Genomic DNA, 17,781 nt, shown 5'->3' with positions numbered 1-17,781 from the left:
CCCGCCACGGGCCAGGGCACCATGGAGGCAAGGAGGCGACCGACCGATATGAACCACGCCCAGCTCACCGCCCTCGGACGGGCTCTCCGGCTACTCGGGGAGCACGGCGAGACCCTGACCGCCGACACGCCGGACGCCCGGCTGCACGAGATCAAGGACGACCTGCGGCGCGCCCTGGACCTGCTGGAGGACAGCGTGACCACGGGGGCGCCCGCCACCCGGTGTCCCGAGCATCCGCAGGGCCCCGTGGACGAGAGCGCCCCCGACCTGTGCCTGCTGTGCGAGACCCGGCGCCGGGCCGCGCGCCGCTCGGAGTACCAGGGCGCCCGGCCGCGCCCGGCGGAGCCCGCTCCCACCGCGCCCTCCCGGTACGGCGTGCGCGGGGACCGCCCGCAGGCCCAGCAGCGGTGGCTGCCGGAGCTGTGGAACGGGCAGGAGTGGCAGCTGTGCGGCACGCCCCGCCGGGACCGGCGGGAGGCGGAGGCCTATCTCGCGGCCCAGCGGCGCGGCTCCCGGCCCGCCATGGCGTACCGGCTCGTCCACGAGTTCACCGACTACGAGGTGCTGCGGGTGTGGGGGACGCCGATGCGGGTCGACATCGAGCCGCTGGGCAATCTGTAGCGGCGGTCCGGCTCGGGTGGCTCAGCTGAGGGTGGCCAGGGCCGACGCGTCGTAGGGCTTCAGCTCGTCGAAGCGGTCGGTGAGGACCTTGGCCGCCCACTCGGGGTCCTGGAGCAGCGCGCGGCCGACGGCCACCAGGTCGAACTCGTCGGCCTCCAGGCGGTCCAGGAGGTTGTCGATGCCCTTGACCGAGGAGCTCTCGCCCTGGAAGGCGTTGATGAAGTCGCCGTCGAGGCCGACCGAGCCGACCGTGATGACCTGCTTGCCGGTGAGCTTCTTGGTCCAGCCGGCCAGGTTCAGGTCGGAGCCGTCGAACTCGGGCTGCCAGTAGCGGCGGGTGGAGGCGTGGAAGACGTCGACACCGGCCTCGGCGAGCGGGGCGAGGACGGCCTCCAGCTCGCCGGGGGTCTCGGCGAGGCGGGCGGTGTAGTCCTGCTGCTTCCACTGCGAGTAGCGGAAGATGACCGGGAACTCGGGGGAGACCGCCTCGCGGACCGCGGCGACGACCTCGGCCGCGAACCGGGTGCGGGCCACCGCGTCGCCGCCGTAGGCGTCGGTGCGGCGGTTGGTGCCCGCCCACAGGAACTGGTCGAGCAGGTAGCCGTGGGCGCCGTGGATCTCCACGCCGTCGAAGCCGATGCGCTCGGCGTCGGCCGCGGCCCGCGCGAAGGCGCCGATGACATCGTCGACGTCCTTCTGCGTCATCGTCACGCCCGTGGGCTCCGCGCCCGCGGTGACCAGGCCGGAGGGGCCGATGGCGGGGGCGTCCGGGTAGGGCCGCTGGCCCTGCTTGCGGACCATGCCGATGTGCCACAGCTGCGGGACGATGGCGCCGCCCGCCGCGTGCACCTCCTCGGCGACCTTCGCCCAGCCCGCCAGCTGCTCCTCGCCGTGGAACAGCGGGACGCGGCCGCTCTCGCCGGCCGACTCGTGGCCGATGTAGGTGCCCTCGGTGACGATGAGGCCGACACCGGCGGCGGCCCGGCGCGCGTAGTACGAGCGCACGTCCGCGCCGGGGATGCCGCCCGGGGAGAACTTCCGGGTCATCGGGGCCATCACGATCCGGTTCGGGACGGTGAGGCCGTTCAGCCGGACCGGGCGGGAGAGGACGCGGGCCGCGCGGGAGGCGGCGGGCGCGGAAGTGGTCATGGGGGAGCTCCTAGCTATCCAGGGGCGACCAGCTGGTATGTGCGGCTGCATTGTTGCAGTACTTTAAGTAATGCCGGGACCCCGGGCCCCCATTCCCGGGCGGCGCCACGCGGCCGTGTGAACCCCGCCATACCCCTCGTCCGGCGACAACCGGGTGAATTGCCCGCACTTCCCTGTCGCGCCGCCGGGAGGATCGAGCTACGAGCCTTAAATAACACAGGGTGACTATTACGCAACACAACGCGAGCAGCGGAGTGACCTGGGCGCCCGGCGCCGGTCCCGGAGTCACGCGGTGGACCGACCGCCTCGACGCGGCCGGCGCACACACCCCCACCCCCCTGCGGGGACTGACCGTCGCCGTCGTCGGCCTCGGCTACGTCGGCCTGCCCACCGCCCTCGGCCTGCTGGACGCCGGCGCCACCGTCCTCGGCATCGACATCAGCGAACAGCGGCTGGCGGACATCCGCACCGGCGACGTCGACCTGCTCCCGGCCCAGCACGCCGCCCTGGCCTGCACCCAGAACACCGGCGACTTCCTGCTCACCACGGACGCCGGCACCCTGCCCCGCGCGGACGCCGTCATCGTCTGCGTACCCACCCCGGTCACCGAGGACCACCGGCCCGACCTGCGCGCCCTGCGCGCCGCCTGCGCCACCGTGGTCGAACGGGCCGTACCGGGCCAGCTGATCGTGCTGACCTCCACCAGCCACGTCGGCACCACCCGGGACCTGCTGCTGACCCCGCTCGCCGCCCGCGGCCTGGCCGCCGAGCAGGACGTCCTCGTCGCCTTCGCCCCCGAGCGCATCGACCCGGGCAACGAACGCCACACCCCCGAGACCACCCCGCGGATCGTCGGCGGCGCCGGACCGGTCAGCTCCCGGGCCGCCGCGTTCGTGCTGCGGCCCACCGCCTCGCGCATCCACCAGGTGCCCGACCCGGAGACCGCCGAGATGGCCAAGCTCTGGGAGAACATCTTCCGCGCGGTCAACATCGCCCTCGCCAACGAACTGTCGGAGGCCTGCGCGCACCTCGGCCTCGCGCCCGTCGAGGTCATCGACGCCGCCGCCACCAAGCCGTACGGCTTCATGCCGTTCTACCCGGGCCCCGGGGCCGGCGGCCACTGCATCCCCTGCGACCCGTACTACCTGCTGCACCAGCTGCCGCCCGGCGGACCGTCCGCCCCCGTGCTGAGCCGCGCCATGACCGCCCTGCGCGAGCGCCCTGCGCGGATCGCCGCGCAGGCCGCCGAGCGGCTGCGCGCCGACGGCCGCCCGCTCGACGGCGCCCGCGTCCTGGTCCTCGGGGCCGCCTACAAGCCGGGCGTGTCCGACATGCGGGAGAGCCCGGCGCTGCGGCTGCTCGCCCTGCTCGCCGAGCAGGGCGCCGACGCCCGCTACAGCGACTGCCACGTGCCGCGCCTGACCGTGCGCGGCCGGGAGCTGCGGTCCGTGGCGGACCCGCACAAGGAGCCCTGGGACCTGGTGATCGTGCACACCGTGCACCCCGGCACCGACCTCGGCTGGCTGGACGCCGTGCCGCGGGTGCTGGACACCCGGTACCGCATCCGGCCCGCCGCCCCCGCCGCGGTCCGGTGAGCTCCGTACCCGACGCCCTGCCCCCGGCGTCCGCCGCGGCCGGTTCCCTCCTCCGCCGCCGGCTGCGGGCCCGCCTGGGCGGGGCACTGGAGACGATGGCCCCGCGCGAACGGGCCGCCCTGGTACGGCTGCTCGGCCTGATCGCGCTGCTGCCGGTACTGCTGCTGATCGCCCGCCGCTCGGTCCGGCTGCCGTACGAGCCCAGCCTCATCACCTGCTACGGCCTGGCGGTGCTCACCGGCACCGCCGGCCTGCTCTACCTCGCCTACACCCAGTACGACGACCCGGCCGTACGCACCCTGCGCCGCCGGGCCCCGGACCACGGGACGTTCCCGGCGCTGCCGGACCGGCCCAAGGTCAGTTTCCTGCTCGCGGTCAAGGACGAGGTCGGCAACGTCGAGGCCTGCGTCCGCTCGATGGCCGCCTCCGACTACCCCGGCCTCCAGATCATCGTCGTCGACGACGGCTCCCGGGACGGCACCGGCGCGGTCCTCGACGGCCTCGCGGACGAACTCGGCATCACCGTCGTCCGGCTGGAGCGCAACATCGGCAAGAAGGCCGCCCTGGTGCGCGCCTGCGCGCTGGCCGACGGCGACATCCTGATGTTCACCGACTCCGACTGCGTCCTCGCCCCGGACGCGGTCCGGCAGTGCGTACGGGCCATGGTCCGCCATCCCGACCTCGGCGCGGTCAGCGGGCACTGCCGCGCCCTCAACCCGCACCAGAGCACGCTGACCCGCGTCCAGGACGTCTGGTACGAGGGACAGTTCCGGATCGCCAAGGCGGCCGAGGCGGCGTACGGGGCGGTCACCTGCGTCTCCGGTCCGCTGGCCGCGTTCCGGCGCGAGGCCGTCTACAACTACCTGCCCGCCTGGGCGGAGGACCGGTTCGCGGGCGCCCCGTTCCGGTTCGCCACCGACCGGCAGCTGACCGGGTACGTGCTCGGCCAGGCCTGGCGCGGACGCGCCCTCAAACAGCGGCACGCCGGCTCCCCGTTCGTCGCCGGACACGACCACCCCGAGCGGCGCTGGCTGGTGGGCTACACCAAGTCCGCCCGGGTGTGGACCAACGTGCCCGCCCACTGGCGCCCCTTCCTCCACCAGCAGGTCCGCTGGAAGAAGAGCTTCATCCGCAACCTCTTCTTCACCGGCGGCTTCATGTGGCGCCGGGGGCCGGTCCCGGCCCTGCTCTACTACGGCCACGCCCTGTGGGTGCTGGCCGCGCCCGCCCTGGTCTTCCTGCACCTGGTGTGGGCCCCGCTGCACTGGACGGCCGGGCTCACCGCGCTCTACGTGGCCGGGATGCTGCTCAAGGGCAGCATCTGGGGCCTGGCGTTCCGGTTCGACAACCCGGGCGACAGGCGCTGGCGCTACCGGCCCCTGATGAGCCTGCTGTCCTGCTGTGTCCTGGCGTGGCTGCTGCCGTACGCCGCCCTCACCCTCCGCCGTGGAATCTGGACGAGGACCCCCGCATGATCATCACCGCCACCCCGTCGACACCGCGCCCGCCCCGGCGGGGCCGGGTCCGCAAGGGCATCGGCCACCTGTTCCGGCTGACCGTCACCGTGCTCTCCGCCGCCACCGTGCTCGCCCTCTACTACGTCGTCCTCACCCGGGGAGGCTCCCGGTGAGGACACGCGGCGGCACCCGTACGACCACCGCCGGCCGCGGGACGGGCCGCCGGCTGTCCGGCGCCGCGGTGCGCAGCGCGTCCGCCGCCCTCGCCGCCGTCGTGGTGGCGACGCCGTTCCTCGGCGCGTGGAGCTACGAGAACGCGCGGCGCGCGGTGTCCGCGCAGGCCGCCGCGCCCCGCGCCGGGCAGGACGCGCTGCCCGGGGAGATCGTCAGGACCCGCGCGAGCGCGCCGATCGTGCTCGCCTACCACGACGTCAACCCCGAGCCCACCAACGACTACACGCTCACCCCGCGGCAGCTGGACACCCAGCTCGCCAAGCTGGCGGCGGCGGGCTACCGCTCCCTGACCACCGAGGAGTTCACCCGCTACCTGGCCACGGGCACGACACCGGCGCCGCACACCGTCTACCTCACCTTCGACGACGGCACCCGGGGACTGTGGGCACACGCCGACCAGGTCCTCGCCAAGCACCACATGCACGCGGCGTCCTTCCTGATCACCGGCGCCGTCGGCACCCACCGCCCGTACTACCTGTCCTGGGCCGAGATCGGCCTCATGAAGTCCTCCGGGCGCTGGGACTTCCAGGACCACACGCACCTCAGCCACGAGCGGGCGGCGATCGACGCCGCCGGACACCAGGGCTCGGTGCTCGCCAACCGGCTCTGGCTGGCGGACGAGAACCGGCTGGAGACCGAGAGCGAGTACCGCACCCGGGTGCGCGCCGACCTGGACGAGTCGCTGCGGGCGTTCTCCGACCACCGCCTGCCGGCGCCCCAGCTGTTCGCCTACCCGTTCTCGGAGACGGCCGGGCCGACCAACCTCGCCGCCCGCGACACCTCCGTGCTGGAACGGCTGCTGCGGGAGCGGTTCACCGCGTCGCTGACCAACGTCTCCTCGCGCCCCCTGCCCGCCGGGCCGCGCGCGGCCGCCGCACGGCAGGTGCAGCGCCTGGAGGTGATGCGGACGACGTCCACGAACACCTTCGCGAAGCAGCTGAACGAGTGGGTCTCCCGCGCGCCGGACGAGGTCCCCGAACCGCTGCGCAACCCCGAGCAGTGGCAGTTCCCGGGCAGCCCGTCGGGCACCGGCCTGGCGGCGCTGACCGGCAAGGGGGTGGCGAACGGCACGTACGTCTCGGCCGTCCACCTGCCGATGGGTACGGCGGACTGGAACACCTACCGGGTGAGCGCCACCGTCGCCGGGCTGAGCGGGACCAGGACCAGCGCGTCGGTGGAGGTCGGGCACGGCAGTCTGGTGCCCGTCACGGTGACCGTCTCCGAGGCGGGAGTGCGGGTGACCGAGCGGCCGGCCGACGGCACGGCCCGCGTCACGACCGGCAGACTCGCCCCGGCGGCGGAACACCGGCTGAACCTGGAGGTCTCCCCCGGCGGCGTCCGCGTCACCGTGGACGGCGGTCACGCGCTGGTGGCCCGCGCCACGGAGGAACCCGACCCGGCGCGCACCGGCGGAGGCGTGTCCCTGGCGGTACGCAACGAGGCGGACGAGGCGGCGTGGCCCCGCTTCCGCGCGCTGCGCATCAGCCCCTGAACCCGGCGCAGTTTTCCAGTGGCCGTCGGGCCGCTCGCTTCCCGGTCAGTGTCGGGCTTCCGCGAGGTGAGTCAAGGGCGCTGCGCGTCGCCTTCGGCGATGGCCCTGCGGGCCACCCTTGACATACCTCGCTCCAGCCCGGGGCAGAAGCGAGCGAGCGGCCGAAAGAACAGTGGCCCAGCCCGGCACCGGACCCATAGGTGAGCTACACACTCCCGTAGCCAAGGGACGCACTCGCGCCTCGCCAGCACGCCGGGTCGGCACAGCGGCTTGCGGGCGGGTGGGCGGGTCCTGGGGACGACGGCGACTGCCAGGGCACCCCTGTCCGCGAGGGCCGAGGAGGCGAGGGGCAGGGGGACTTAGTTATGGACAAGCAGTCCAAAACAACACCCCCCACGCCCGCCGCCACCGCACACCACCCGCCGGTCCGTAGGCCGCCGAACCGGCCCGGCGGCCATGCGAAGCGAGGACGCGCACCCGCCACCAGGCCGGAAGCCGCTAAGCCCACCCGGCGTGCAGGCGAGGCGCGGACGCGCATCCCCGGCCCACGATGCGAACGCAGCCCACCGCAGGGCCCGACCAGGTCCAGTCGGCCACTTTCCCCGGGCCGCCCGCTCGCTTCTCCCCCGTGCTGGAGCGAGGTGTGTCAAGGGTGGCCCGCAGGGCCATCGGCGCAGCCGACGCGGAACGCGCCCTTGACTCACCTCGCGGAAGCACGACACTCACCGAGAAGCGGGCGGCCCACGGCAACCCGACAACCCCGAGAACGCCCGAGGGCGGTACCCCCGGCCGAAAGCCAGGGGTACCGCCCTCGTTCGTAGGACAGGTGATCAACCCTCGGGTCGATCAGAAGTCCATGTCACCGCCCGGCATGCCGCCGCCGGCCGGGGCCGCGGCCTTCTCCGGCTTGTCGGCGATGACGGCCTCGGTGGTGAGGAACAGCGCGGCGATCGACGCGGCGTTCTGCAGCGCGGAGCGCGTCACCTTCGCCGGGTCGATGATGCCCTCGCCGACCAGGTCGACGTACTCGCCGGTCGCGGCGTTCAGGCCGTGGCCCGGGGTCAGGTTGCGCACCTTCTCCACCACGACACCGCCCTCGAGGCCGGCGTTCACGGCGATCTGCTTCAGCGGGGCCTCCAGGGCGATGCGCACGGCGTTGGCGCCGGTCGCCTCGTCACCCTCCAGCTCCAGCTTCTCGAAGACCTGGGAAGCCTGGAGCAGGGCCACGCCACCACCGGCGACGATGCCCTCCTCGACGGCGGCCTTCGCGTTGCGGACGGCGTCCTCGATGCGGTGCTTGCGCTCCTTGAGCTCCACCTCGGTGGCGGCACCGGCCTTGATGACGGCCACGCCGCCCGCGAGCTTGGCCAGGCGCTCCTGGAGCTTCTCGCGGTCGTAGTCGGAGTCGCTGTTCTCGATCTCGGCGCGGATCTGGTTGACCCGGCCGTTGACCTGCTCGGAGGAGCCGGCACCGTCGACGATGGTGGTCTCGTCCTTGGTGATGACGACCTTGCGGGCGCGGCCCAGGAGGTCCAGGGTCGCGTTCTCCAGCTTGAGGCCGACCTCCTCGGAGATGACCTCGCCGCCCGTGAGGATGGCGATGTCGCCGAGCATGGCCTTGCGGCGGTCGCCGAAGCCCGGGGCCTTGACGGCGACGGACTTGAAGGTGCCGCGGATCTTGTTGACGACCAGGGTCGACAGGGCCTCGCCCTCGACGTCCTCGGCGATGATCAGCAGCGGCTTGCCCGACTGCATGACCTTCTCCAGCAGCGGGAGCAGGTCCTTCACCGCGGAGATCTTGGAGTTGGCGATGAGGATGTACGGGTCCTCGAGCACCGCCTCCATGCGCTCCATGTCGGTCGCGAAGTAGGCGGAGATGTAGCCCTTGTCGAAGCGCATGCCCTCGGTGAGCTCGAGCTCCAGACCGAAGGTGTTGGACTCCTCGACGGTGATGACGCCTTCCTTGCCGACCTTGTCCATGGCCTCGGCGATCAGCTCGCCGATCTGGGTGTCGGCGGCGGAGATGGACGCGGTGGAGGCGATCTGCTCCTTGGTCTCGACGTCCTTCGCCTGCTCCAGCAGGGCGGCGGAGACGGCCTCGACGGCCTTCTCGATACCGCGCTTCAGGGCCATCGGGTTGGCGCCGGCGGCGACGTTGCGCAGGCCCTCCTTGACCAGGGCCTGGGCGAGCACGGTCGCGGTGGTCGTACCGTCACCGGCGACGTCGTCCGTCTTCTTGGCGACTTCCTTGACCAGCTCGGCGCCGATCTTCTCGTACGGGTCCTCGAGCTCGATCTCCTTGGCGATGGAGACACCATCGTTGGTGATCGTGGGCGCGCCCCACTTCTTCTCGAGGACGACGTTGCGGCCCTTGGGGCCGAGCGTCACCTTCACGGCGTCCGCGAGCTGGTTCATGCCGCGCTCGAGGCCGCGCCGCGCCTCCTCGTCGAACGCGATGATCTTGGCCATGTGAAGTGGTCCCTCCAGGACTGGGGGTGATTCCTTCGGACCGCGCCCGCGCCCGCGACGGACGGCTCGCCGGCCTCGTGGTTCCTTGCCCCACCCGGCCCGCGGGCCTCACCGACCCGGTCCTTCACTGTCACTCTCACCTTCAGAGTGCTAACGCAATGATTAGCACTCGGCATGGTCGAGTGCAAGCGCCCGGCCGGGTGGAGAGGTCCCCGTCAGCCGCCCGCGAACGCGGGAACCGGGACCCGGCGACGGCACGGCGAAGGGCCCGCACCCTCTGCGAGGTGCGGGCCCTTCACACGAAACATTCAGGCGGTGACGCGAACCATGTCGGCCTGCGGACCCTTCTGGCCCTGCGAGATCTCGAACTCGACCCGCTGGCCCTCTTCCAGGGTGCGGTAGCCGTCCATCTGAATCGCGCTGTAGTGGACGAAGACGTCCGCACCACCGTCGACCGCGATGAAGCCGTACCCCTTCTCCGCGTTGAACCACTTGACGGTGCCCTGAGCCATGCCTAACTCCCCTATTACTGGCCCTTGCACAGATCCACACTTCGCGGACCCGGGTCAGACCTCACCCCCCAACTGGTCGGGGGCGTGCGCCGGAACGCGTCGACCGCGGCCGAATGTATCTGTCCAACTGCCGTCTGCAACAGGTCAATCGGACGAGAAATCTGGACGTCGGAGATCCGGAATATGGCGAGAATTCACCAGACTTCAGGGCAAGTCGGGCCCCATAAAAGCCACAAAAGCCGCGCGGAACCCGCACAACTTGGCTGTTTCTCATCGGGCGCACGGCATGATCGCGGGGCTCGCGGCAACCCGGCCGCGACCGTGTTCCCCAACTCTACCGCGTTCAATCACGCAGAATTGCCCCCTCCGTTTCTCTCACGGAGGGGGCAATCGAGTGGACGGTCAGTGACCGGCCTTACCGTCGGTGAATGGTCAGCCGCCGGCGACCGCAGGGATGATCGAGATACCGGCGCCGTCGGGGGTCGCCGTGTCCAGGCCCTGCTCGAAGCGCACGTCGTCGTCGTTGACGTACACGTTGACGAACCGGCGCAGCTTGCCCTGGTCGTCCAGGACGCGGGCGGCGATCCCCGTGTGGTTCTTCTCCAGGTCCGCGATGACCTCGCCGAGCGTGCCGCCCTCGGCCGGGACCTCGGCCCGGCCGCCGGTGTAGGTGCGCAGGATGGTGGGGATGCGAACGGTCACGCTCATGCGAGGCCAGCCTCTCGGAAGGAGTCCAGGGTCGGGCGGATGGTGGCGGTCAGACCGGTCCCGGCGACCGCGTCCAGGGTCTTCAGGCCGTCACCGGTGTTGAGGACGACGGTGGTCTTCGCCGGGTCCAGCAGGCCCTCCGCGAGCAGCTTGCGGGTCACGCCGACGGTCACGCCGCCCGCCGTCTCCGCGAAGATGCCCTCGGTGCGCGCCAGCAGCCGGATGGCGTCGACGATCTCCGCGTCCGTGACGTCCTCCACGGCACCGCCGGTGCGGCGGGCCACGTCCAGGACGTAGGGGCCGTCGGCCGGGTTGCCGATCGCCAGGGACTTGGCGATGGTGTCCGGCTTCTGCGGCCGTACGACGTCGTGGCCGGCCTTGAAGGCGGTGGAGACCGGGGAACAGCCCTCGGCCTGGGCGCCGAAGATCTTGTACGGCCGGTCCTCGACCAGCCCGAGCTTGATCAGCTCCTGGAGACCCTTGTCGATCTTCGTGAGCTGGGAGCCGGAGGCGATCGGGATGACGATCTGGTCGGGCAGCCGCCAGCCGAGCTGCTCGCAGATCTCGTACGCCAGCGTCTTGGAGCCCTCGGCGTAGTACGGCCGCAGGTTGACGTTGACGAAGCCCCAGCCCTCGCCGGCCGGGTCGCCGATCAGCTCGGAGCAGAAGCGGTTCACGTCGTCGTAGTTGCCCTCGATGCCGACGAGTTCACCGCCGTAGACCGCGGCCATGACGACCTTGCCCTGCTCCAGGTCGTGCGGGATGAACACGCAGGAGCGGAAGCCGGCCCGGGCGGCGGCGGCGCCGACGGCTCCGGCGAGGTTGCCGGTGGAGGAGCAGGACAGGGTGGTGAAGCCGAAGGCGCGGGCGGCCTCCAGGGCCTGGGCGACGACCCGGTCCTTGAAGGAGTGGGTCGGGTTGCCGGAGTCGTCCTTGACGTACAGGCCGCCGGTCACGCCCAGTTCGCGGGCGAGGTTGTCGGCCTTGACGAGCTTGGTCCAGCCGGGGTTGAGATTGGGCTTGCCGGCGACGTCGGCCGGGACCGGCAGCAGCGGGGCGTAGCGCCAGATGCTGGCGGGGCCGGCCTCGATGCGACGGCGCAGTTCCTCGGTGTCGTAGGCGGAGAAGTCGTAGGCGATCTCCAGCGGCCCGAAGCACTCCTCGCAGGCGAAGACCGGTCCGAGGGGCACCCGGTGGCCGCACTCGCGACAGCTGAGGGCCGCTGCGGGACCGAGGTCCACGGTGGAGTCGCTGGTGGTTGCAACTGTCTGCACAGCCATGTGAGGCGAGGCCCTTTCTCCTCATCTTCCTCACGACGCATCTCGCCGTGAGACGGATTTGGCACCTTCCCTAGCCGGGAGCCTCGCTTGGAAGAAGACGAGAATCGGCTGGAGGGTTGCCGGGGCTTCATCGGGCCGTGTCCCTCTGCCCCTCTGGATGAGCTGTATGTGGTTGTCAACGCCGCTTGACCACCCGACATGCGATGGTCATCGGCGTTGTTCAAGACTGTAACCGAAGGCCAGGACAGTTGAGATAGTCGTCCGAACCGCGAGATGCATCACACGGCGACGTGTGGTGGTGACAGTGAGGAGCCGCCGACCGTGCTGGAAGAAGTCGAGCGCTGGCTGAGCCGCCGCTCCTGGTCCGTGGCCGACCGCCCGCCGCACCGGGTGCTGGCCGCCAAGCAGCGCACGGGCCAGACGATCAGCGTCGTACTGCCCGCCCTCAACGAGGAGGAGACGGTCGGCGACATCGTCACCGTCATCCGCCACGACCTCGTGGAGCAGATCCCGCTCGTCGACGAGATCGTGGTCGTCGACTCCGGCTCCACCGACCGCACCTCCGAGGTCGCCGCGCGGGCCGGCGCCCGGGTCGTCCACCGCGACGAGATCCTGCCCCGCGTCCCGGCCGTCCCCGGCAAGGGCGAGGTGCTGTGGCGCTCGCTGCTGGTGACCGGCGGGGACATCGTCTGCTTCATCGACGCCGACCTGCGGGAGTTCTCCTCCGACTTCGTGCTCGGCATCGTCGGGCCGCTGCTCACCGAGGCGGACGTGGACCTGGTCAAGGCGATGTACGACCGTCCGCTCGCGGGCTCCGCCGGGCAGGGCGGGCGGGTCACCGAGCTGATGGCCCGGCCGCTGCTGAACATGCACTGGCCCCAGCTGGCCGGTTTCGTGCAGCCGCTGGGCGGCGAGTACGCGGCCCGCCGCTCGCTGCTGGAGCAGCTGCCGTTCCCGGTGGGCTACGGCGTGGAGCTGGGCATGCTGGTGGACGCGCTGCACCTGGTCGGCCTGGACGCGCTGGCCCAGGTCGACGTGGGGGTGCGCAAGCACCGCCACCAGGACGGCCAGGCCCTCGGCCGGATGGCCGCCGCGATCTACCGCACGGCCCAGCTCCGGCTGGCCCGGGGTCATCTGGTGCGGCCCGCGCTGACCCAGTTCGAGCGGGGCGAGGACGGCTTCGAGCCGCGTACCTACTCGGTGGACACCGAGGAGCGCCCGCCCATGGTGGAGGTCGCTGAGTACGCGGAGCGGAAGGTGGCGTGAACGGCCGGTACACGGCCTGCTTCGCAGGTGGATCGCACGTTTGAGGGTTTGCGGGCCGGGCTAGGTTGAGGCGTATGGCTTCCACGCGCACTGCTGTCGGCAAAGCTCGGGTCCTGGTCGCCTCCAACCGCGGCCCGGTCTCCTATCAGGTACGCGAGGACGGCTCGCTCGACGCCCGGCGGGGCGGCGGCGGGCTGGTCTCGGGACTGTCCGCCATCGGGCCGGACGCGGACTCGGTGTGGGTGTGCGCCGCGCTGGGCGACGGCGACCGGGCGGCGGTGCGGCGCGCCGACGGCGGGCTGCTGCCGGCCGAGGAGACCGGCGGGCAGCGGGTGCGGATGCTCGACATCGACGCGTCCGTGCACGCCGAGGCGTACAACGGCATCGCCAACTCGGTGCTCTGGTTCGTCCACCACCTGCTGTACCAGACACCGCTGGAACCGGTGTTCGACGCGGACTTCCGCCGCCAGTGGGCGTCGTACCGGGCCTACAACCAGGCGTTCGCCGAGGCGCTGGCCGAGGAGGCGGCCGAGGGCGCGGCGGTGCTGATCCAGGACTACCACCTGGCGCTGGCCCCCCGGATGCTCCGCCGGCTGCGGCCGGACCTGCGCATCGGCCACTTCTCGCACACCCCGTGGGCCCCGCCGGACTACTTCCGGCTGCTGCCCGACGACATCGCGGCCGAGCTGCTCGGCGGCATCCTGGGCGCGGACCGGGCGGGCTTCCTGACCCGGCGCTGGGCGGACGCCTTCACCGCCTGCTGCCGGGAGGTGCTGGGGCCCGCCATCCCCTCCGGCACCCACATCGGGGTGCACGGGCTGGGCGCGGACGCGGACTTCCTGCGCGAGCGGGCGCACCGGGCGGACGTGGCCGAGCGGATGGCGGCGCTGCGCGAGGAGATCGGCCCGGGCCGCCGGACGATCGTCCGGGTGGACCGCACCGAGCTGTCCAAGAACATCGTGCGCGGGCTGCTGGCGTACGAGCAGCTGCTCACCGACCACCCCGAGTGGCGGGAGAGGGTCGTCCACGTGGCGTTCGCCTACCCCTCCCGGCAGGACCTCGCCGTGTACCGCGACTACACCGCCGAGGTGCGGCGGGTGGCGGACCGGATCAACGAGCGGTACGGCACGCCGGGCTGGACGCCGGCGGTGCTGCACGTGAAGGACGACTTCGCGCGCTCCCTGGCCGCCTACCGGATGGCCGACGTGGCGTTGGTGAACCCCATCCGGGACGGCATGAACCTGGTCGCCAAGGAGATCCCGGTGGTCTCGGACGAGGGCTGCGCGCTGGTGCTGTCCCGGGAGGCGGGGGCGCACGAGGAGCTGGGCGAGGACGCGTTCACGGTGAACCCGTACGACATCACGGGCACGGCGCGGGCGCTGCACGAGGCGCTGACCCTGCCGGCGGAGGAGCGGGCGGCCCGCTCCAAGCGGCTGGCCGCCGCCGCGACCGCGCTGCCGCCCGCCCGCTGGTTCCTGGACCAGCTTGAGGCCCTGACCGCTCAGCCGAGCTGAGCGGCGAGCGCCCGCAGCAGTCCCACGACCCCCTCCGGGCCGTCCACCACCAGGTCGGCCCGCTTCGCCAGTTCGGTGACCTCCGTGCTGCCGCTGCACACCAGCAGGCCGGGGACGCCGTCGGCGCGGAGGGTGTCGACCGCGGCGAAGGCGGGCAGGTCGCCGAGGTCGTCGCCGGCGTAGACGACGCAGCCGGCGCCGACGGCACGGGCGTGGTCGAGGAGGGCCACGCCCTTGTCCATGCCGGGCGGGCGCAGCTCCAGCACCAGGCGGCCGGGCTCGACGATCAGTCCGTGCCGGCCGGCGAGGTCGGCGAGGGGGGCGCGCAGGGCGTCGAACGCGCCCTGCGGGTCGGCGGCCCGGCGGGTGTGCACCGCGAGCGCCCGGCCCTTCTCCTCGATCCAGACGCCCTCGCCGGTGCCGGCCCGCTCCAGCAGGCGGGGCAGTTCGGCGCGGGCGGCGGCCACGCCGGGGTGCGGGGGCGGTGCGGTGACGGTGCCGGTGGCGGCGTCCCAGCGTTCGGCGCCGTAGTGGCCGAGGACGGTGAGGTGCTCCAGGCCGGGGACGCCGGCGAAGCCGCCGTAGCGGACGGCGACCTCGGGCGGGCGGCCGGTGATCACGGCGACGGAGGCGATCTTAGGGGCCAGGGCGGCCAGCGCGGGCACGGCGCCGGGGTGGGCGCGGGCCTGCTCGGGGTCGGCGACGATGGGGGCGAGGGTGCCGTCGAAGTCCAGGCCGATCAGCGCGGTGCGGGGCCGCTCGAGCAGCGCGGCGAGCCCGTCGCGGCCGGGCTGGGTCTGCGGGGTGGGCAGAGGATCCATACGGCGACAGTATCCGGCGCGGGCGGGGCTCACTCCTGGTCCGGAGCCGGAGTCGGGGTCAGCGCTCCGCCCGCCGGGCCTGTCTGATCCGGCGCAGGCGGTTGACCGTGACCGGGTCGTGGGCCAGGGCGCGCTCGTCGTCCAGGAGGGCGTTGAGCAGCTGGTAGTAGCGGACCGGGGAGAGGTCCAGTTCCTCGCGGATGGCGCGTTCCTTCGCGCCGGGCCCGGGGAAGGCCCGGCGCTCCAGCGCGAGGATGGCTTTTTCGCGGCTGCCCAGTTCCATGCCGGCCACCGTAGCGGCCGGCATGAGGGCCGTGCTCAGTCGGTGGTGCTGCTGTCGGCCGCCGTGGCGGTCGCCTGGAGCCGGGTCAGCACGCCGGAGGGGCTGCCGTTCGGGGCGACGGCCTGGCCGATGTTCTGCTTCACGGCCGCGCTGACCGCCGCCCAGGAGGTCTTGCCGACCGGGTACAGCTCGGTGCTGGGCAGCTCCTCCAGGAAGGGGCGCAGGGCCTTGTCGGCCGCCTCGTTCGACGTGCTCATGGCGTTGGAGGCGGAGCTGGTGACCGGCAGCAGCCCGTAGGTGCGGGAGAAGTCGAGGACGTTCTTCTCGGAGTAGACGAAGTCGAGGAAGTCGCCGACCTCGTCGCGGTGCCCGTTCTGCTTGAAGGCCATCATCCAGTCGGCGACGCCCATGGAGGCCCTGGCCTTGCCGGTGCGGCCCGGCATCGGCACGGTGCCGAACTTCACGCCCTTCGCGGCGGCCTGCTGGATCAGCGTGGGGTGCCCGTTGAGCATGCCGACCTGGCCGTCGGCGAAGGCGGCGAAGGCGGCGGCGCGGTTGAGCTTGCCGGGGGCGACCGGGCCGGTGAGCCCCTTGCCGACGAGCTCGTCCTTGAGCCAGGTGAAGGTGGAGACGTTGGTGGCGGAGTTGATGGTGTAGGTGCCGATGTCGTCGGTGTAGCCGCTGCCGCCGTTGCCGCCGACGAGCAGCCACTGCATGGTCTCGGCCTGCGCCTCCTCCGGGCCGAGCGGCAGCGCGAAGGGGTACTTCACGCCCTTGGCCTCGAGCGCCGCGGCGTCGGCGGCCAGCTCGGCCCAGGTGGTGGGCGGGGTGATGCCGGCCTTGTCGAACAGGGTCTTGTTGTAGAAGAGCACGCGCGTGGAGGCGCCGAACGGGATGCCGTACTGCGTGTGCTTCCACTGGCCGGCGTCGGAGAGCTGGGAGAGGAAGTCGGCCTGGGTGCGGATGGAGAGCAGCTCCGAGGCGGGGTAGAGCTTGCCGGCGGCGGCGTAGTCGGCGTAGGCGCCGATCTGGGCGAGGTCGGGGGCGTCCCCGGCGTCCACCATCTCCTTGACCTTGCGGTCGACGTCGTTCCAGGAATAGACGCTGACCTCGACCTTCACGTCCGGGTGCGTGGACTCGTAGTCCTTGACCAGCTCGTCCCAGTACTTCTTGGAGCTGTGGGCCGCCGAGTCCCCGTAGTCGGCGGCGACCAGTCTGAGCGTGACGTCGGAGGACCCCGTCGCCCCGCAGCCGCCGAGGACCGCTGTCATGCCCAGTGCGGACACCACCGCGATCGTTCCTGCCGTACCCCGACGCACCCTCAAAGCCCCAACCCTGCCGTCTGACCGTTCAACATATGGACACATAAGGTCTACACCACGTGAGTGGACTAGACCTCTCGCGGGTGGGAGGGTCACACTAGCCTCGTGGTGAGACATGTCATCGCCCTGGACGTGGGCGGTACCGGGATGAAGGCCGCCCTCGTCGGCGCCGACGGCACGCTGCTGCACCGCGCCCGCCGCTCCACCGGCCGGGCGGACGGCCCCGAGGCGGTCGTGGCGGGCATCCTCGACTTCGCCGCCGAGCTGCGCGCCCACGGCGTCGGGGAGTACGGCGAACCGGCCGGCGCGGCCGGCATAGCCGTCCCCGGCATCGTCGACGAGGCGGACGGCACCGCCGTCTACTCCGCCAACCTCGGCTGGCGGGACGTACCCCTGCGCTCGCTGCTCGCCGACCGGCTCGGGATGCCGGTCGCCCTCGGCCACGACGTGCGCACCGGCGGCCTCGCCGAGGGCCGGATCGGCGCGGGCCGGGGCACGGACCGGTTCCTGTTCCTGGCGCTGGGCACCGGGATCGCCGGCGCGATCGGCATCGGCGGCCGGGTGGAGGCCGGCGCGCACGGCTTCGCGGGCGAGATCGGCCACATCGTCGTACGGCCCGGCGGCGCCGACTGCCCCTGCGGGCAGCGCGGCTGCCTGGAGCGGTACGCCTCCGCCGCCGCCGTCGGCGCGGCCTGGGCGGCGGCCTCGGGCGACCCGGACGCGGACGCCGCGGACTGCGCGCGGGCCGTCGCGTCCGGTGACCCGAACGCCGTCCGGGTCTGGCAGGAGGCGGTGGACGCCCTCGCCGACGGTCTGCTCACCGCCGTCACCCTGCTGGACCCGCGCACGCTGATCATCGGTGGCGGGCTGGCCGAGGCGGGGGACGTGCTGTTCCGGCCGCTGCGGGAGGCCGTCCGGCGCCGGATCACCTTCCAGAAGGCACCCGCCCTCGTCCCCGCCGCCCTCGGCGACAGCGCCGGCTGCCTGGGCGCGGGGCTGCTGGCCGGCGACCTGCTGACGTTCACCCCTACGACTCCGGAGGTAAGCACCTGATGGCA

16 protein-coding genes and 1 riboswitch are annotated in these 17,781 nt (G+C 72.5%); of the genes, 8 read left to right on the top strand and 8 right to left on the bottom strand.

Features of this window, described 5'->3' with window-relative positions; translation table 11 throughout:
- Window positions 1-48 precede the first annotated feature (48 nt).
- On the top strand, window positions 49-621 hold the full coding sequence (locus ACSURM_RS20545) for a hypothetical protein (RefSeq protein WP_436956914.1): 573 nt from the start codon (window positions 49-51) through the stop codon (window positions 619-621).
- Window positions 622-642: 21 nt separating this feature from the next.
- Here ACSURM_RS20545 and ACSURM_RS20540 read toward each other — a convergent pair whose 3' ends face one another.
- The gene (locus ACSURM_RS20540) at window positions 643-1,770 is read right to left on the bottom strand and encodes an NADH:flavin oxidoreductase (protein ID WP_436956913.1); all 1,128 of its coding nucleotides are present in this window, start codon (window positions 1,768-1,770) and stop codon (window positions 643-645) included.
- A gap of 221 nt (window positions 1,771-1,991) precedes the next feature.
- Here ACSURM_RS20540 and ACSURM_RS20535 point away from each other — a divergent pair, with 221 nt between their 5' ends.
- From ACSURM_RS20535 to ACSURM_RS20520, 4 genes are read left to right on the top strand one after another with little or no spacing between them, the layout of a single operon-like run.
- The gene (locus tag ACSURM_RS20535; protein WP_436956911.1) at window positions 1,992-3,365 is read left to right on the top strand and encodes a nucleotide sugar dehydrogenase; all 1,374 of its coding nucleotides are present in this window, start codon (window positions 1,992-1,994) and stop codon (window positions 3,363-3,365) included.
- On the top strand, window positions 3,362-4,840 hold the full coding sequence (locus ACSURM_RS20530) for a glycosyltransferase family 2 protein (protein WP_436956910.1): 1,479 nt from the start codon (window positions 3,362-3,364) through the stop codon (window positions 4,838-4,840). The genes ACSURM_RS20535 and ACSURM_RS20530 overlap by 4 nt, the downstream gene beginning before the upstream one ends.
- Window positions 4,837-4,995: a hypothetical protein gene (locus ACSURM_RS20525; RefSeq protein ID WP_436956909.1), complete on the top strand. Its 159-nt coding sequence runs from the start codon at window positions 4,837-4,839 to the stop codon at window positions 4,993-4,995. Before ACSURM_RS20530 ends, ACSURM_RS20525 begins: the two co-directional genes overlap by 4 nt.
- The gene (locus ACSURM_RS20520) at window positions 4,992-6,548 is read left to right on the top strand and encodes a polysaccharide deacetylase family protein (RefSeq protein ID WP_436956907.1); all 1,557 of its coding nucleotides are present in this window, start codon (window positions 4,992-4,994) and stop codon (window positions 6,546-6,548) included. The genes ACSURM_RS20525 and ACSURM_RS20520 overlap by 4 nt, the downstream gene beginning before the upstream one ends.
- Before the next feature lie 846 nt (window positions 6,549-7,394).
- Here ACSURM_RS20520 and groL read toward each other — a convergent pair.
- The 4 genes from groL to thrC form a co-directional block, all read right to left on the bottom strand.
- On the bottom strand, window positions 7,395-9,017 hold the full coding sequence (gene groL, locus ACSURM_RS20515) for a chaperonin GroEL (protein ID WP_268694152.1): 1,623 nt from the start codon (window positions 9,015-9,017) through the stop codon (window positions 7,395-7,397).
- Window positions 9,018-9,325: 308 nt separating this feature from the next.
- On the bottom strand, window positions 9,326-9,529 hold the full coding sequence (locus tag ACSURM_RS20510; protein WP_004986573.1) for a cold-shock protein: 204 nt from the start codon (window positions 9,527-9,529) through the stop codon (window positions 9,326-9,328).
- Window positions 9,530-9,961: 432 nt separating this feature from the next.
- On the bottom strand, window positions 9,962-10,237 hold the full coding sequence (locus ACSURM_RS20505) for a MoaD/ThiS family protein (protein WP_030779552.1): 276 nt from the start codon (window positions 10,235-10,237) through the stop codon (window positions 9,962-9,964).
- Window positions 10,234-11,517: a threonine synthase gene (thrC, locus tag ACSURM_RS20500; RefSeq protein WP_436956906.1), complete on the bottom strand. Its 1,284-nt coding sequence runs from the start codon at window positions 11,515-11,517 to the stop codon at window positions 10,234-10,236. Before thrC ends, ACSURM_RS20505 begins: the two co-directional genes overlap by 4 nt.
- An 18-nt stretch (window positions 11,518-11,535) precedes the next feature.
- A riboswitch (SAM riboswitch) is annotated at window positions 11,536-11,681 on the bottom strand.
- Between the two features lie 157 nt (window positions 11,682-11,838).
- On the opposite strand from thrC, the gene ACSURM_RS20495 reads away from it, so the two are divergent.
- Window positions 11,839-12,783 carry a glucosyl-3-phosphoglycerate synthase gene (locus ACSURM_RS20495; RefSeq protein ID WP_436956904.1) on the top strand — a complete coding sequence of 315 codons (945 nt, stop codon included), beginning with the start codon at window positions 11,839-11,841 and terminating at the stop codon, window positions 12,781-12,783.
- A gap of 74 nt (window positions 12,784-12,857) precedes the next feature.
- A complete protein-coding gene (locus tag ACSURM_RS20490) occupies window positions 12,858-14,297 on the top strand; it encodes an alpha,alpha-trehalose-phosphate synthase (UDP-forming) (protein ID WP_436956902.1) in 1,440 nt (479 codons plus the stop codon).
- Here the strand turns inward: ACSURM_RS20490 and otsB are convergent.
- The 3 genes from otsB to ACSURM_RS20475 are packed head-to-tail and all read right to left on the bottom strand — an operon-like array spanning window position 14,285 to window position 16,690.
- Window positions 14,285-15,118 (bottom strand): trehalose-phosphatase, encoded by an 834-nt coding sequence (otsB, locus tag ACSURM_RS20485; RefSeq protein ID WP_436956900.1) that lies wholly within the window; start codon window positions 15,116-15,118, stop codon window positions 14,285-14,287. The genes ACSURM_RS20490 and otsB overlap by 13 nt on opposite strands.
- A gap of 58 nt (window positions 15,119-15,176) precedes the next feature.
- Complete coding sequence (locus tag ACSURM_RS20480) at window positions 15,177-15,401, bottom strand: DUF3263 domain-containing protein (protein ID WP_030612188.1); 225 nt, start codon at window positions 15,399-15,401, stop codon at window positions 15,177-15,179.
- 35 nt (window positions 15,402-15,436) lie between these two features.
- Window positions 15,437-16,690 carry an ABC transporter substrate-binding protein gene (locus tag ACSURM_RS20475; RefSeq protein ID WP_436956899.1) on the bottom strand — a complete coding sequence of 418 codons (1,254 nt, stop codon included), beginning with the start codon at window positions 16,688-16,690 and terminating at the stop codon, window positions 15,437-15,439.
- 141 nt (window positions 16,691-16,831) lie between these two features.
- Between ACSURM_RS20475 and ACSURM_RS20470 the strand changes: the two genes are divergently transcribed.
- Complete coding sequence (locus tag ACSURM_RS20470; RefSeq protein WP_436961145.1) at window positions 16,832-17,776, top strand: ROK family protein; 945 nt, start codon at window positions 16,832-16,834, stop codon at window positions 17,774-17,776.
- The last annotated feature ends 5 nt before the right edge of the window (window positions 17,777-17,781 follow it).

Source organism: Streptomyces sp. SudanB182_2057, from assembly GCF_964272715.1.
Lineage (GTDB): Bacteria > Actinomycetota > Actinomycetes > Streptomycetales > Streptomycetaceae > Streptomyces > Streptomyces rubradiris.
This window is presented reverse-complemented; position numbering and strand designations above follow the sequence as displayed.

Coding starts and splice junctions, on each gene's coding strand:
- ACSURM_RS20545 (WP_436956914.1), top strand. CDS start 49: ATGAACCACGCCCAGCTCACCGCCCTCGGACGGGCTCTCCGGCTACTC.
- ACSURM_RS20540 (WP_436956913.1), bottom strand. CDS start 1,770: ATGACCACTTCCGCGCCCGCCGCCTCCCGCGCGGCCCGCGTCCTCTCC.
- ACSURM_RS20525 (WP_436956909.1), top strand. CDS start 4,837: ATGATCATCACCGCCACCCCGTCGACACCGCGCCCGCCCCGGCGGGGC.
- groL (WP_268694152.1), bottom strand. CDS start 9,017: ATGGCCAAGATCATCGCGTTCGACGAGGAGGCGCGGCGCGGCCTCGAG.
- ACSURM_RS20510 (WP_004986573.1), bottom strand. CDS start 9,529: ATGGCTCAGGGCACCGTCAAGTGGTTCAACGCGGAGAAGGGGTACGGC.
- ACSURM_RS20505 (WP_030779552.1), bottom strand. CDS start 10,237: ATGAGCGTGACCGTTCGCATCCCCACCATCCTGCGCACCTACACCGGC.
- thrC (WP_436956906.1), bottom strand. CDS start 11,517: ATGGCTGTGCAGACAGTTGCAACCACCAGCGACTCCACCGTGGACCTC.
- ACSURM_RS20490 (WP_436956902.1), top strand. CDS start 12,858: ATGGCTTCCACGCGCACTGCTGTCGGCAAAGCTCGGGTCCTGGTCGCC.
- otsB (WP_436956900.1), bottom strand. CDS start 15,118: ATGGATCCTCTGCCCACCCCGCAGACCCAGCCCGGCCGCGACGGGCTC.
- ACSURM_RS20480 (WP_030612188.1), bottom strand. CDS start 15,401: ATGGAACTGGGCAGCCGCGAAAAAGCCATCCTCGCGCTGGAGCGCCGG.